We start from the raw sequence: 15,233 nt of genomic DNA on the forward strand, positions 1-15,233 counted from the left end.
GAAGTATAAAACAGTCGTTTGTGCTGAAGTATAGATTGTAGGATATAAAGCGTTATCTAAATCCTTCTTATACTTTCTTTCTACTGTTTACCCATACAGGTTTATGCTGCAAAAAATCTTACGCACTGATAATGCCCGCACAACGATTCTAATCCGACTGATGGTGGGTGTCGTGTTTTTGTCGGAAGGCATCCAAAAGTTTCTGTTTCCAGACGTCCGCGGCGCGGGGCGCTTTGAGAAGATTGGCCTGCCCTCGCCTGAGTTTCTGGGCACTTTGGTGGGCTTTGTAGAGACCAATTGCGGCGCTTTGCTTATACTTGGGTTCTTTACCCGCCTGGCCAGCATACCGCTAATTATCATTATGCTGGTGGCCCTGGGCACCACCAAGCTGGAGATTCTGGCAAACGAGGGCCTCTGGGAAATGCTGCATGCCTTCCGCACAGACTGGGCAATGCTGCTAGGCAGTATTTTTCTGCTGATAAAAGGCGGCGGCTATGGGTCTGTGGATAAAAAACTGATGAATGAAAGCTAAAAACGGAGAACTGAAGGAGGTTGGCAAACTTTTCCTGAAGCTCGGCACGATAGCGTTCGGTGGTCCGGCCGCGCACATCGCCATGATGGAGGACGAAGTGGTAAAGAAGCGCAAATGGATGACGCACGAGCACTTCCTGGATCTGGTAGGCGCTACCAACCTTATCCCCGGCCCCAACTCCACCGAAATGACCATGCACTGCGGCCACGAGCGCGCCGGCTGGAAAGGCCTGGTGGTGGCGGGCGCCGCCTTTATACTTCCGGCGGTGCTGATTACGATGGTGTTTGCCTGGCTTTACAGCAAGTATGGGCAGCTGCCCGCGGTGGAGCCTTATATTTACGGCATCAAGCCGGCCGTTATTGCCATCATTTTTTCCGCCCTGATCAGCCTCGGCCAGAAAGCGCTGAAAAGTACAGAGCTCTGGATTCTTGGCATCTTAACCGCCGCGGCTGCGCTGCTTGGGGTAAATGAGATTCTGGCGCTCTTCGGCTGCGGCTTTGCCGGGCTGCTGCTCTACCTCATCCGGAACCGCGCTACAACCGCCAATGGCTTCGCCCCGCTCCTCCTCTTGCAGGCGCCGTTGCTGGCAGTTCAGAGCAGTAATCTCAAAATCTGGCTCAGCTTTCTGAAGGTAGGTGCCCTGCTCTATGGCAGCGGCTATGTACTGTTTGCTTTTCTGGATGCGGAGTTAGTAGCCAAAGGCCTGCTGACACGGCAGGAGCTGATTGACGCCGTGGCCGTGGGGCAGTTCACGCCAGGGCCAGTGCTCTCTACTGCGACGTTTGTGGGTTGGCAGCTGAATGGATTCTGGGGCGCAGTGGCCGCCACCGTGGGTATTTTCCTGCCTTCCTTTGTTTTTGTAGCCCTCCTGAACCCGCTCATCCCCAAACTGCGAAAGAGCAAAGCCATGTCCGCCTTTCTGGATGCCATCAACGTGGCCGCCGTCGCTGTTATCCTTGCCGTCGCCGTCGAGATGAGCCGCGACACCCTCACCGACTGGCGCACTGCCCTCATTGCTGTTATCAGTTTTATCGTAGTTTTTAAGTTCAAGAAGCTGAACAGCGCCTTTATTGTAATCGGCGGGGCTGTACTTGGTTTTTTGCTGACGCTGGTGTAAACCCCACCCCGGCCCTCCCCTAAGAACAGGGGTGGGAGTTTAGCAGTCTCGGGTTCAACCACCCCTACCCCTCCTTGGCTAAGGCGGGGAGTCTGTGATTACTATTCCTAAGGTATAAGTTTCGTAGTTGCGGATATTGCGCGGACAGGTCGCGACCTGTCCCTACAGCTGTAAACCCACCCCTAGCCCCTCCGAGGAGGGGAATTATACTTGCTACTCACTATGTCATCTCGAACGTAGTGAGAGATCTATCTGGAATTTAAATCAGATCTCTCCCAAAGGTCGAGATGACAGCAAGGGCAGCAGCTATTGATTCTGTTCCCAGCCTTTGGGTTGAGCGCCTCGAGAGGTTCCGGTGACGAGCGGCAGCGAGGCATTGCGACGCAGGAGCAAAGGAAGCGAAAGCAGCGCAATGCCCGAAGGCGAGCCCTCTCGGGCTTGAGAGCACCAAAGTATAAATGCAACTGTAGGTATGTGGGGCTGGAGGATGAACGGCAGCTAGTAAGAATAGCTTGTGTCAAGTTGCGGGAAGCAGTGGCTATGGAAGTATAAGTATGGTCAACGCGGACTTGGAAGTCCGCAGCAGAATGGTTTCGGACATGGATGTCCGAAACAGCGGAAAATGTTTAAACTGGCAAGTATAAAGTATAGCCGAAGCAAGTATGGCTTTTCAAGCCAGTCAAGTTACAAACCTGACCTCATCGTAGGACACAAGTCTGAAGCCTTGCGCCAGAAATTGCATCTCATTTCTTCCTACTCACCCATTTATTCCCCTTTACCCAAAACCGCCAGGGCAGCAGGGCGTCCTCCCCGGCATAGTCTACCCCGATGCGGGGGCCGGCAGCTATACTTTCTTCTGGCAGCACTAGCCCCTTATCCTCTATCCAGATGGTGTCACCCGTCAGGTCGGCGCCGTAGAGTTTCCGGTCTATCCCCAGGGCTATACTTAGCACACCCGGACCGGCTGTTAAATTCGGTTTTATACTTTGAAAGCCGCGGCGCAGCAGCATTTCCTCCACTCCTACTTCCGGCTCAATGGCCCGCACCAGCACGGCATCGGCCTTGTCTTGCTCGTTGGTGATGATGTTGAACAGGTGGTAAATGCCGTAGATGAGGTACACGTAAGCCACGCCGCCTTCGCTGTACATGATTTCGGTGCGGGCAGTGCGGCGGTTGAGGTGGGCATGGCAGGCGCGGTCGTTCTGCCCCGAGTAGGCCTCGGTCTCCACAATCATCCCGCCGGTCAGCATGCCATCTACACAAGTATAAAGGTACTTGCCCAGCAGCTCCTGCGCCAGCTGCACTACATCAGGCCGGGTATAGAATTCTTTCGGAAGCTTCAAGGTTAGTGATTCGTTATTCGTTGTTGGGGTACGTGCTCTTAGAAGCAGAGTTAACCGCCATGATAAATGTTAACTGATAAATGAAAAATGTTCCCTACCTTTGCCTTCAGATTGGTGGCTGTAGAATTATCGTTCTATGGCCTTAAAAGGGAAGCAGGTGTGAGTCCTGCGCTGTTCCCGCAACTGTCATCTTCTTAAAAAGGGTTAGCCAACACCTTAGCCACTGTGCCGCTCGCGCTGCATGGGAAGGCGCGCTAACTGAAGAGAGCCAGGAGACCTGCCAGTCCGACACTGATTTTGTCGTATGCTTTCGGGTAAAAAGCTGCACGGCCACCGCCATACTTTATCGCGTTTGCTGTTCCTGCCTTTGCCCCTACTAGCATGCTTCGGGATGTAAGCAACGTTTGTTTTGGTAAGATTCTCCTTTCTGAAAGTATGGCTCTGCGCATGCCTCGGCAGCGTGCCTGTCGCGGCGATGGCGCAGCAGGATACCACGCAGCACCAGTTGCGCACCGTGGAGGTATTTGGCAAACCCGCCGAAGTATACGCTGCGGGCAGCCGTGTGGTGCAGCTCGACAGCGCCTTCCTGAGCACCTATAGCTCCGGCTCCCTGGCTGAAGCGCTGCAGGCCCGCACGCCCTTATACTTTAAAACCTACGGAGCCAGCGGAAGCTCTACGGTGGCGTTTCGTGGCACCAACGCCTCCCAAACGGCCGTGCTCTGGAACGGGCTCCACATCGCCTCTCCTACTTTGGGTCAAGCTGATTTCTCTGTCCTGCCCTTGAGCGGTATCGGGGAGGTGGCGGTGCAACATGGCGCGGCAGCGGCAACTTATGGCAGCGGGGCCATAGGCGGGGCGGTGCTTCTCAACTCTCCCAAGTATAACTCCGAAGGTTTGGGCGGTGATGTGAAGCTGGAGGCAGGCAGCTTTGGCCGTTACTTTGGCAGCGGCAGCCTGGGCTACGGCAGCAAGAACTTCAGCTATAGCTTCAGCGCCTACGAACATTTGGCCGAGAACAACTTCAAGTATAAAGACCTGAGCCGCTTTGGCACCCCGGAAGTACGGCAGGAACACGCGCAGGTGCAGCAGCATGGGCTCACGCAGGACCTGAACTGGCACATCTCCCCCAGCACCGCGCTAAGCCTGCATGGCTGGTATACTTTCTCGGACCGGGAGTTGCAACCGGCCATGGGCTCTGTGAATACCAACGCCCGGCAGCTGGACGAAAGCCTGCGCCTGATGGCGGGCCTGCAGCACCAAAGCCAGTTGGGGCAAACTGATGTGAAACTCGCTTACTTCAACGACCTGCTGCACTATACCGACAACAGCACCGACTCTGAGGCGGATGTGGATACCTACCAGCTGCAGGCGGAGCAGACCTATACCCATGGCGATCGGTGGAGCCTACGTGGCGGAGTCAATTTACAGCACTTTGTGGCAAGGAACGATGGCTACGCCAGTGAGCAAGAGGAAAGCCGCGCGTCCCTGTTCGCTCTTTTCCGTTACGACCCGGTGCAGCCGCTGCAACTCACCCTGAACCTGCGCCAAGCGTTGGTAGACAACTATAACCCGCCACTTACGCCGGCACTAGGCTTTAACTGGAAGTTCCTGAACAGCAACCAGCATCAGGTATCGCTGAAAGGCAATGCCAGCGGCAGTTACCGGGTGCCTACCCTGAACGACCGCTTCTGGGCGGGCGCCGGCAACCCAGACCTCAAACCAGAGCAGGGTTGGAATTACGAACTCGGCCTTCGCTACGTGCTCGTGCAAGGCAGCACTTTCCTGCTGGAAACGGAGGCAACCGGCTACTACATGCTCATCGACGATTGGATTCAGTGGGCCCCCAACCACACCGGCCTCTGGCGCCCGACCAACCTGCAGAAGGTAGAGAGCAAGGGCTTTGAACTCAGCACGACTGCGACCGCTGCGCTCGGCGAGGTCAGGCTCAGCTCCACGGCAGGCTATACCTATACTTCGTCGGTTCAGGCCAAGGTATACGAGGGCAGCGGAAGCGACAAAGGCAAGCAGCTCATGTACGTGCCGCGCCACAAGGCCATCTTGGCTGCGGAGGCAAAGTATAAAAACTGGAGCCTGCTGGGCAACCTGAACTACACCGGCCTGCGCTACACGTCCAACTCCGAAACCAGCCACCTCGACAGTTTTATACTTCTGAACCTGGCCCTGAGCCGGAAGCTGCAGCTGGGGCCAAACACGCTGCTGCTCACACTCCGCTCCGACAACCTGACCAATGCCGCCTACCAGACCATGGCGTACCGCGCCATGCCGCCACGCGGTTATACGTTTAGCTTACGCTTTATCATTCCATAAAATCATACTTTAAAATCATAATGAAGAAACTCAACTTTTTCCGCAGCTTTTTCCTGGCTGCCACGCTTGCCATTACCTCCATTGGCTTTACCAGCTGCGACGACAAGGATAATGTAGAACCGGAGCTGCCTATCGAGGTGCGGGGGGCATTTGACCAGAAGGGCGTGTTTATACTGAACGAAGGCAACTTTAGGAATACCAATGCCTCCGTTTCCTTCATGAGCGATAGCGCCGGCCACTCGGTTGCCAACCACATCTTCAGCAAAGCCAACGCAGAAAGGCCGCTGGGCGACGTGCTGCTGGACCTGGACCTGGTGGAGGACCGCGCTTACCTAACAGTAAACAACAGCAACAAGATGGAGGTGGTAAACGCCTATACTTTCAAAACTGAGGCGGTGCTGGAAAACCTGAAGCAGCCCCGCTACTTCACAGCCCTGAATGCCGATAAAGGATATGTAACTGAGTGGGTTGTATATGGTGAGCCGGGCCAGGTATCCGTTATCGACCTGAAAACGATGAAGGTAACCAAAAGCATACCGGTGGGCATTCAGCCGGAGGAGCTTATACTTGCCGGCGGCAAACTGTATGTAGCTAACAGCGGGGAGAACACCCTTACAATAATCAACCCAGCCACAGACGCGGTAGAGGGTACCATCACCGTTTCTGATTCTCCAACCGACCTGGTGCTGGACCGCAACCAAAACCTCTGGGTGCTGAGTGCGGGCAAAGTGGTTTACAATGCAGACTGGACAGCGATAGACTATACGCTGACAACTGCAGGGGCTCTGAGCAAGGTGACGCCAGCCACGCAGAAGGTGCAGACTTTTACCTTCGACAGCAACAGAACCATGCCTGCGAACCTGGTTATCAACGGAAGCGGCGATAAGTTATACTTTATCTATGACGGCAAAACCTTCGTGCAGGACATCAATGCCTCCGGCCTGAGCAGCACTGTGTTCATCAACAGCGGTTTCCATGGCCTGGGCGTAGATCCCGAGACAGGCCATATCTACGCCGGAGACCATAACAACTGGACCGGAGACGGCACGGTGCATGTATACAGCCCGGATGGCAAGCCGGTAAGCAACTTTAAAGTAGGGATTGGGCCTCGTGGCTTCGTGTTTAACTAAAACCACTTAGCTTACAAAGTATAAAGCCAGCCTTACCCTTACCGGGACAGGCTGGCTTTATACTTTGATACTTTAAAACAGACTACTACTGGTCATTTACGTCGTCGCGGTCTGTGCCATCGCTTTTTCCGTCGCCGGCATGCACGGCTGAGCCTTCTTCGGTGCGCTCGTAGTGCTGCTCCATGCTGTCGCGCTCGGCTTCATTCTCGTCTTTAGCGTCACTGCCCACCATGCTTCCCTCGTCGTGGTGTTCGCTGTCTTCCACATTGGTATCTCCAGGCTGGGTGCCTGTGTCGCAGGCCGAGAAGCCAAAAGTAGCTACGGCTGTCGCCAGTAGCGCAAAAAAAGCAGTCCTTATCTTTCGTGTATTCATTATCCTGATTCCTTTCCGGTTAAACATACTTGCCAGGGGCCTTTATACTTTGCCCCGGCCTTAAACGTGTACGTTGCGGCGCATTTTAATGTTGAAAACCGCACCGGCAGGCAGCATTGCCCGTACATGAGCACATAACCACACTTTTACCTGCCATGCAAGAGCAAAAGCCAAACCACCCGCCCCGGGAAACTACCAAAGACGACTCCTCTGATGTGGAGAAAGTAAGACAGGACAAGCAGGGCCCACCGCCCGAGCCAAAGCCTGAGTCGGCGAGTGACAAATCCGATGAAGAGGACGAGGAAGCAGAAAAAGGCCACTCCTGATTTTTTTATCTCCTGGTCTGCCGTCTATCTTTGGGCCTACAGAAAGTATAACTATGGCAAAGCCCCTCCTGAAACCACACCTGCGCCGCAAGCTGCTGCTTATCGGACTTATCAGCCTGCTGCTGGCTTCGGCGCTGGAGCTGTACGCCTTTGGCCTGAACGCGGACTTCCCGCTCCAGCTGTTGCGCAGCTTTTTTGTGCTGTTTCTGATGATTTCGTTAACGGTGCTGGTCATTGTGCCGGGAGTTAGCAAGGCGGTGGATAAGGTGCTAAAGTAGCCTGTTCGAAAACCTCTTTTAGATTTATACTTCGTGCGGCCGTTCGGCTCCAAAACACAAGCGCCCGTGCTATGGCACAGGCGCTTGGTAAGTATAGGGGTTAGTTGGTACGGGTGCCAAAAATTTAGTTATAGTTGCCTGCTGCCAGGTGTGCAGCCGAGTCGAGTTGCAGCTGCATCATCCCCGCCTTAAATACCTGCCTTTCATACCCACCTGTTGTGTAGGCGCCTCTTCCCTCAGCTGCCTCCAGGGCGTGGTACAAACAGCAATCGACGTACCTGCCAGCCGCGGCCAGTGCCTTCTTTGGGTTTTCCTGCTGCTTTGCCACAGGGGTTTGGCGGCTTACTCTTTCCTGCCAGTTCATGGCAAGTATAGCCAGTACCAACAGCAGTATCGTCAGTACCATCTGCAGGCTTTTTTGTGTGCTCATCATGAAGGGTGTAGGCATAGTGGCAGCGCGTTATAAGTCCCTCAGCAACAATTTCTTTTCTCAGAACAAATATAAAAGCCGGAATATTAAATACAAAATAAATTATATAAATTATTTTTAAAATATAATGATTAATTAATACTGATGTGCTGCTTACCCTGCTTTCTATACTTAGGTGAACCACAAGGCCCGCCTGCGCTGTTAACGCTGAAAGTGTGCGCTATTATCCATACTTTTGTGTTTTGGCTGATTAGCCGCCATACTCTTATATTTTAAGCCCGTTTATACTTTGGAGAAGAAGCCGACCATCCTGCTCATCACGCCGCCCCTCACGCAACTGAACACCCCCTACCCTGCCACCGCTTACCTGAAAGGTTTTTTAAAAGGCCGTGGCTACGAAGTGGTGCAGGCCGATATGGGCATCGAGTTGGTGCTGCGCATGTTCTCCCGCAAAGGGCTTCAGCGTATTTTTGAGGCTATTGAGCAGGGCGGTTACGATCTTTCCGACAACAGCCTGCGCATCCTGCACCTCAAGCGCGATTACCTGAACACCATCGAGCCCGTCATCCGCTTTCTGCAGAACAAGGACCATACGCTGGCCCAGCAAATCAGCTACAGCCGTTTTCTGCCCGAGGCCTCGCGCTTCGACCAGGTGGAGGACATCGACTGGGCTTTCGGAAGTATGGGCATTACCGACAGGGCACGTTACCTGGCCACTTTATACTTAGAGGACCTCGGCGACCTGATCAAGGAAACTATTTCGCCATACTTTGCCTTCAGCCGCTACGCCGAGAAACTGGCTTTGTCGGCCACCTCGTTCGACCCGCTGGAGGAGGCGCTGCAGGAGGCCCCAAGCCTCGTGGACCTTATGTTACTGGAGCTGCTGGAAGAGCACCTGCAGGCCGCGCAGCCCGATGTGGTGGGCTTCTCGATTCCTTTCCCGGGCAACCTGTACGGTGGCCTGCGTATGGCAAAGTATATCAAGGAGAAGGACCCAAGTATAAAAACAGCCATGGGCGGTGGCTACCCCAATACCGAGCTGCGCAGTCTGCGTGAGCCGCGCCTGTTTAAGTATATCGATTTCGTGACGCTGGACGATGGCGAGGGGCCGTGGCTGAAACTGCTGGAGCACCTGCAGGGGCAGCGCGAAGCCGAGCAGCTGCAGCGCACATTTATACTTGCCGATGGCAAGGTGAAGTATATGAACGGCTCCACCGATGCCGATATTCCGCATACCGAGGTAGGCACGCCAGACTACAGCGATTTGCCTCTGCAGGACTACTTGTCGGTGATTGACGTGATAAACCCTATGCACCGCCTCTGGAGCGACGGCCGCTGGAACAAGCTCACCATCGCGCACGGCTGCTACTGGAAACGCTGCTCCTTCTGCGACGTGACCCTGGACTATATCAACCGCTACGATGTGGCACCTGCCACCTTGCTGGTGGACCGCATCGAACAAATCATCGCTCAGACCGGGCAAACCGGCTTCCATTTTGTAGACGAGGCCGCGCCGCCTGCCCCGCTCCGCGACATGGCTATCGAGCTTATCCGCCGTGGCGTGAAAATCAGCTGGTGGGGGAACATCCGCTTCGAGAAGACCTTTACGCCTGACCTGTGCCGCCTGCTGGCCGCCTCGGGTTGTATTGCCGTGTCGGGTGGCTTGGAGGTGGCTTCTGACCGCTTGCTGCAGCTCATGGCGAAGGGCGTCAGTATAGAGCAGGTGGCCCGCGTAACCGATAGCTTTACGCAAGCCGGCATCATGGTGCATGCCTACCTCATGTATGGCTTCCCGACGCAGACGGCCCAGGAAACCATTGACTCGCTGGAGGTGGTACGGCAGCTGTTCGAAACCGGCGTGATTCAGTCCGGTTACTGGCATCGCTTCAGCATGACGGCGCACAGCCCCATTGGTAAGCACCCCGAGAAGTATGGCGTGGTAAAGGTTGGTCCGCCAGAAGGCAATTTTGCCAACAACGACCTCTGGCACGACGACCCGAAAGGCACCGACCACAGCATGTTTGGCGAGGGACTGAGTAAGGCGCTCTATAACTACATGCACGGCATTGGCCTGGAGGAGCCGCTTTCGTTCTGGTTTGATTTTAAAGTGCCGCGCACGACTGAGAGCCCGAACCTCATTGCCGAAGCCATCTCCGCCCCGCACCGCCCCGACAGCACCCGCCCCAACGCGCGCGTACTCTGGCTAGGCAACACGCCGGCCATCGATTTTACCATGATCGCCAAGAAAGGCCAGACGATTGAGCGCTGCCTGCTCACCTTCTTCGAGAAAGGCGAGGATTTTGAAGTGAAGACCACCGCTACTATTGGCCAGTGGCTGTTCGAGGTGCTGCAGAAAGCAACGCCGGATAGCCCGGAGGCCGTAACACTGAAGCAACTGGAGGCAAGCTTTCCGGCCGAGGCACACCTGAGCTTCGCTGAGTTCCTCAGCTCGCCGAGCTGGTTTGATTTGCGGGAGAAGGGGCTGTTGTTGCTGTAGGGAAAGTATACTGGAGTTAATAACAAGACCAGGCCTTGCTTAATTGCTTGAACAGTTCCTGTTTTCCCTCAACCTTTCTATAGCTTCTGCCACTTAGGCAAGGCTCTTTGATTTTAGCTTGCTGCCTTCAATCAGTAACGCATCTCTATTTTCCTTGCATGAACTACTAATACACTGGGAGATATTTCTATTTCTGAAATAGCGTCCCATTCTATTCTCTTTGAGGTCTTAAGGTTAGTTATTACTTGCTGATTTTATAAGGTATACATCCGTCGACTCGTTGACTGCAACTAGCGCCATTACGCCAGCAAGAAGGAGCATATTCGCGATAAGGTGAATTCCGCTCAGGTTATTCAGAGCCATTACAGCAAGCACCGCCCAGGTCATCATGGCCAGGATCCAATCATTTTTTTTCAGGACAAAGATGTCTTGGCTATTCTGCTTGATTATCCGTCTTAAGTATAAATATCTGCCCATCAGATAAGCTGGAAAAAGAGACAAGAAAATGGTTTGCATAGGCCCTTTTTCAACATCGAAATAGTTGACAATAGCAATCGCCAGAATCACTAAGGACAGTTTGAAAATGGTTTCTAGGTTCATGATTCTCAAAAGTAGCAAACAGCTTATGCATTAAGTGAGCAAGACATAGCCAAAACTTCCTCGCCAGGCAAACTCATTCTTACCGGTACTGCGCCCAGTCAATGTTGCTCATCAGATAGAAGGAGAATATCATGTTGCCTAGAATCAGTAATACAAGCAAGAACACAAGCACTGCACCTATTCTGTTTTTATGCTTAGGCCATTTGTCAAACTCCCTGAAATATTTTTTCCATGGCCTTTTATGCTCCAGGATATAGTAGTTTAGCCCGGTTAATAAAAAGACTACAATACATAGAGCAGGAGCTAGCAGCTGGTTGGGGATTAAATCATACTTGGTATATACTTTATAGTAAACTATAAGCGATAAAAGCAGCCAGATTTGAAGGACTTTGATAGAAAAACTGGCTCTCCAGTGCGCTCCCCGGTTAGCTACCCAAAACAAATCTGAAGTATAATACCTATAGAGCCTGTAATACAAATAAAAGAAGGCTTCTCTGATTGACATCTTCTGAAGGACCTAAATATGCCGGGTTAAAGTATAAAGTACTATGCGTTCACATAAAGAAGCTATAGCCAAGCTATAAGAATTATAATATATAAATTCCCTGCTATTGTTGGTACCATCCCCAACAATTTATACTTCTAAAATGGCTTCACTAGCCCGCGCACATATATTAACAGGGCACCTACAGCAGCTTCACTTCCCGGATGACTCTGGCATCCTTTGACATATTTGGAAAACTAGTATGCTCTAGACCTTGCCGCTATCCTAAAAAAACCTAACCAAAGTCATCTCTGCAGGTAACCAAAATCATATTTCCTTAAGTGTTTGTGTAGCAATATTGTAAGACACAACACATCCAAAATTGAAGTATATGAAAAGAATCTTACCCATGGCCGTGGTCTTAGCCGCAGGCGCTATGCTGGCCGCTTGTAATTCGTCGGAGCAGCAGGCTACCACCAACGAAGTGCACCACGAGGCGCCGGCCACCGCAGGCCAGTCGGCCGTGCAGGACGACGAATCGCAGAAGAACGTGGTGCAGGTAGCCGCCTCCTCCCCCGACCATACCACGCTGGTGACAGCCGTGCAAAAGGCCGAACTGGTAGACGTACTCACCAATGCCGGTCCGTTTACAGTGTTTGCCCCCACCAACGAGGCCTTTGCGCAGCTGCCTGCCGGTACGGTAGAAGGTTTGCTGAAGCCTGAGAAACGCAGCGACCTTCGCAACATCCTGCAGTACCACGTGTATGTGGGCGTGCTGAATGCTGACAGCTTTGTGGATGGCCAGAGCCTGGGCCAGGTAAACGGCGGCCGCGTTACGATGGGCGTGAAAGATGGCAAGGTGACCGTGAACGGGGCTAACATTGTAGCCTCTATCCCTACCTCCAATGGCGTAATCCACGTGATTGACAAGGTGCTGTTGCCGCAATAAGTATAATCAAAGGCTAAGTCCTGCAGGGGCATCCCCGCCATACTTGCAAGTATGGCGGGGACGCCCCTGTTTTTTATGAAAATATTTTCATGCCCATGCAACCTTGCCGGCAAATCCGGAATCATATTATCGGAAGCCGGCAGAAAAGCTGCCAGCTTTCAGACTACTACCTACTACTACCAAATAAAACTATGATGAAAACCTGGCCCTGCCCCTGCGTCCCCACATTGCAGGGGCAGGAACACCAGATTACCCACCGTACCTAACCCTGCTCTATATACATGAAAAGCACCTACAGCCTAGGCCGCAGGTGCTTTTCTGTTTTTATAATTCAGGCTGGGTTTTTATGACTTTCGTGTTAAAGTATAAACCCACCCCCGCCCCTCCCAAGAGGGGAATTCCTGCAAGTGTAATATCATTCCCCTCCTTGGAGGAGTTAGGGTGAGTTAGTCACAACTTAGGTTTTATACTTTCTAACTATAAAGACGCAAAGTATTGCGTCTCTACAACTCCTAAATTCCTAAACTCTCTAACTCCTAAACTCCCCTAGTCCCGTCTGGTCTTGAGCAGTTTGCGCAGTTCGGCCAGCTCGTCCCGATACTTGGCAGCCTGCAGGAAGTCCAGGTCTTTGGCGGCGGCCTCCATCTGCTTCTCGGTTTTCTTGATGAGTTTCTCGAGTTCTTCGCGGCCCATCATCTGTATCACAGGTTCTGCCGCAATCGATACTTCCTCCGGCCCAGCGTACATCTTCACCTCTTTCTTGCGCATGTCAGCCACCGAGGTCTGTTCAAAGATTTCGTCCTTCGACTTCAGCACCGTGCGCGGCGTGATGCCATGCTCCTCGTTGTACGCCATCTGCGTGGCACGGCGACGGTTGGTCTCGTCCATCGCACGTTGCATAGAGCCCGTGATACGGTCGGCGTACATGATAACCTTGCCCTTTTCGTTTCGGGCGGCACGGCCCATGGTCTGTATCAGGGAGCGCTGGTCGCGCAGGAAGCCTTCCTTGTCGGCATCAAGTATAGCCACCAAGCTTACCTCCGGCAAGTCCAGGCCCTCGCGCAGCAGGTTTACACCCACCAGCACGTCAATCTCGCCCAGGCGCAGCTCGCGCAGGATCTCCACCCGATCCAGGGCCTTTACCTCAGAGTGCAGGTATTTCACTTTAATATTGAGTCGCTCCAGGTACTTGGTTAGCTCTTCGGACATGCGCTTGGTAAGCGTGGTCACCAGCACGCGGGCACCTTCTTTTACGCGCTCGTCAATTTCATCGAGCAGGTCGTCTACCTGGTTTGTGCTCGGACGCACCTCTATCTCTGGGTCCAGCAGGCCGGTTGGGCGGATGATCTGCTCTACAATCACACCTTCGGATTTCTGTATCTCATAGTCGCCAGGCGTGGCGCTCACAAACACCACCTGGTGCATCAGGCTCTCAAACTCGTTGAAGGTGAGCGGGCGGTTGTCCATGGCCGCCGGCAAGCGGAAGCCATACTCTACCAGTGCCACCTTGCGCGAGCGGTCGCCGCCCCACATGGCGCGCACCTGCGGCACGGTTACGTGGCTCTCGTCTATCACCATCAGGAAATCGTCCGGGAAATAATCAAGCAGACAGAACGGGCGGGCGCCTGGAGCACGGCGGTCGAAGTAGCGGGAGTAGTTCTCAATGCCGGAGCAGTAGCCCAGCTCCCGGATCATCTCCAGGTCGAACTCGGTGCGCTCTTTGATGCGCTTGGCCTCTACCGGGCGATCCTCCTTCAGGAAATAGTCGTGCTGGGCCACCATGTCGAACTGGATCTCTTTGATAGCCTGGTGCAGCGTGTCCTTGCCGGTCACGAAAAGGTTAGCCGGGTACAGCGTAACCGCTTTCTCGTCCGAGAGCTTCTTACCTGAGACCGGATCGATGCGATGAATGGCCTCCAGCTCGTCGCCGAAGAAGTATAAGCGGTAGGCAAAATCCGCGTAGGCCGGAAAGATGTCCACCGTGTCGCCTTTCACCCGAAATGTTCCACGTGTGAACTCAGCCTCGGTGCGGCTGTAAAGAATCTGCACAAACGTATAAAGCAGGTTATTGCGGCTATAGCGTTGCCCCGGCGCCAGGTAAATCACGTTCTTGCCAAACTCCTCGGGGTTACCGATACCATAAATGCACGACACCGACGCCACCACCACAATATCGCGGCGACCCGAAAGCAAAGCCGAGGTAGTATGCAGGCGCAGCTTTTCAATCTCCTCGTTAATTTGCAGGTCTTTCTCGATAAACACATCCGAGGAGGCGATATAAGCCTCCGGCTGGTAGTAGTCGTAGTAGGAGATGAAGTATTCGACAGCGTTATCCGGAAAGAACTGCTTAAACTCGCCGTACAGCTGCGCGGCCAGGGTTTTGTTGTGGCACAGCACCAGCGTGGGCTTGCCGGTGTTGGCAATCACATTGGCCATGGTAAAGGTTTTGCCCGTGCCCGTGGCTCCCAGCAATACCTGTACAGGCTCACCTTTGTTTATACCTTCTGTAAGTTGAGCGATGGCCTTGGGCTGGTCGCCTGTCGGCTGAAACTCAGATGTCAGTTTAAAATCCATTTGTTGATTTTACGGATTAGTAAAGATAAACTATAACATGTAAACTATACTGTAAGTTTACCCTCTTGCCAATTTATACTTGCCATGGCACAGCGTGTTACGCCACACTTTGGCCACGAAAAAAGCCTGTTGCAGAACAACAGGCTTAGTGTACTAAAATTACAGAAAATTCTTCTCCGGAAAGGGTTTTCAAGCTCCACGCCATCCACACAAAGTATAGCCAGGCTTTAAAGTATACCCTTTACCATACATAACTTCCAGTGAGCGGTTT

Annotated in this window: 14 protein-coding genes and 1 riboswitch; of the genes, 8 read left to right on the forward strand and 6 right to left on the reverse strand. The window is 53.2% G+C overall.

Features of this window, described 5'->3' with window-relative positions; all coding sequences use genetic code 11:
* Positions 1-103 precede the first annotated feature (103 nt).
* Positions 104-532 (forward strand): DoxX family protein, encoded by a 429-nt coding sequence (locus tag C8N40_RS15815; RefSeq protein WP_108212787.1) that lies wholly within the window; start codon positions 104-106, stop codon positions 530-532.
* A complete protein-coding gene (chrA, locus tag C8N40_RS15820) occupies positions 522-1,649 on the forward strand; it encodes a chromate efflux transporter (protein ID WP_108212788.1) in 1,128 nt (375 codons plus the stop codon). The genes C8N40_RS15815 and chrA overlap by 11 nt, the downstream gene beginning before the upstream one ends.
* Before the next feature lie 743 nt (positions 1,650-2,392).
* Here the strand turns inward: chrA and C8N40_RS15825 are convergent.
* Positions 2,393-2,992, reverse strand: a complete 600-nt coding sequence (locus C8N40_RS15825; RefSeq protein WP_108212789.1) for a DNA-3-methyladenine glycosylase — start codon at positions 2,990-2,992, stop codon at positions 2,393-2,395.
* 95 nt (positions 2,993-3,087) lie between these two features.
* Positions 3,088-3,291: riboswitch (cobalamin riboswitch) on the forward strand.
* Between the two features lie 110 nt (positions 3,292-3,401).
* Here C8N40_RS15825 and C8N40_RS15830 point away from each other — a divergent pair.
* Together C8N40_RS15830 and C8N40_RS15835 are read left to right on the forward strand one after the other, a co-directional pair.
* A complete protein-coding gene (locus C8N40_RS15830; RefSeq protein ID WP_146173581.1) occupies positions 3,402-5,321 on the forward strand; it encodes a TonB-dependent receptor plug domain-containing protein in 1,920 nt (639 codons plus the stop codon).
* Between the two features lie 20 nt (positions 5,322-5,341).
* The gene (locus C8N40_RS15835) at positions 5,342-6,451 is read left to right on the forward strand and encodes a DUF5074 domain-containing protein (protein ID WP_108212791.1); all 1,110 of its coding nucleotides are present in this window, start codon (positions 5,342-5,344) and stop codon (positions 6,449-6,451) included.
* 85 nt (positions 6,452-6,536) lie between these two features.
* Here C8N40_RS15835 and C8N40_RS15840 read toward each other — a convergent pair whose 3' ends face one another.
* Positions 6,537-6,824 carry a hypothetical protein gene (locus tag C8N40_RS15840; RefSeq protein WP_146173582.1) on the reverse strand — a complete coding sequence of 96 codons (288 nt, stop codon included), beginning with the start codon at positions 6,822-6,824 and terminating at the stop codon, positions 6,537-6,539.
* Between the two features lie 155 nt (positions 6,825-6,979).
* On the opposite strand from C8N40_RS15840, the gene C8N40_RS22725 reads away from it, so the two are divergent.
* Together C8N40_RS22725 and C8N40_RS15845 are read left to right on the forward strand one after the other, a co-directional pair.
* On the forward strand, positions 6,980-7,150 hold the full coding sequence (locus C8N40_RS22725) for a hypothetical protein (protein ID WP_170114121.1): 171 nt from the start codon (positions 6,980-6,982) through the stop codon (positions 7,148-7,150).
* 53 nt (positions 7,151-7,203) lie between these two features.
* Complete coding sequence (locus C8N40_RS15845; protein ID WP_108212793.1) at positions 7,204-7,428, forward strand: DUF2798 domain-containing protein; 225 nt, start codon at positions 7,204-7,206, stop codon at positions 7,426-7,428.
* A gap of 124 nt (positions 7,429-7,552) precedes the next feature.
* Here the strand turns inward: C8N40_RS15845 and C8N40_RS15850 are convergent, their stop codons facing one another.
* Positions 7,553-7,876, reverse strand: coding sequence for a hypothetical protein (locus C8N40_RS15850; RefSeq protein WP_211318125.1), 324 nt, complete (start codon positions 7,874-7,876; stop codon positions 7,553-7,555).
* A gap of 271 nt (positions 7,877-8,147) precedes the next feature.
* Between C8N40_RS15850 and C8N40_RS15855 the strand changes: the two genes are divergently transcribed.
* Positions 8,148-10,355, forward strand: a complete 2,208-nt coding sequence (locus C8N40_RS15855; RefSeq protein WP_108212795.1) for a B12-binding domain-containing radical SAM protein — start codon at positions 8,148-8,150, stop codon at positions 10,353-10,355.
* A gap of 234 nt (positions 10,356-10,589) precedes the next feature.
* On the opposite strand, the gene C8N40_RS15860 is transcribed toward C8N40_RS15855, so the two are convergent.
* Entirely contained in the window at positions 10,590-10,955 is a 366-nt protein-coding gene (locus tag C8N40_RS15860; protein ID WP_108212796.1) for a hypothetical protein, read from the reverse strand.
* A 79-nt stretch (positions 10,956-11,034) separates the two neighbouring features.
* Entirely contained in the window at positions 11,035-11,460 is a 426-nt protein-coding gene (locus C8N40_RS22985) for a hypothetical protein (RefSeq protein ID WP_108212797.1), read from the reverse strand.
* A 370-nt stretch (positions 11,461-11,830) separates the two neighbouring features.
* Here C8N40_RS22985 and C8N40_RS15870 point away from each other — a divergent pair, with 370 nt between their 5' ends.
* A complete protein-coding gene (locus C8N40_RS15870) occupies positions 11,831-12,388 on the forward strand; it encodes a fasciclin domain-containing protein (RefSeq protein ID WP_108212798.1) in 558 nt (185 codons plus the stop codon).
* A 546-nt stretch (positions 12,389-12,934) separates the two neighbouring features.
* On the opposite strand, the gene uvrB is transcribed toward C8N40_RS15870, so the two are convergent.
* Positions 12,935-14,962, reverse strand: coding sequence for an excinuclease ABC subunit UvrB (gene uvrB / locus C8N40_RS15875; protein WP_108212799.1), 2,028 nt, complete (start codon positions 14,960-14,962; stop codon positions 12,935-12,937).
* Between the last annotated feature and the right edge of the window lie 271 nt (positions 14,963-15,233).

This window comes from Pontibacter mucosus, from assembly GCF_003054055.1.
GTDB classification, from domain to species: Bacteria; Bacteroidota; Bacteroidia; order Cytophagales; family Hymenobacteraceae; genus Pontibacter; species Pontibacter mucosus.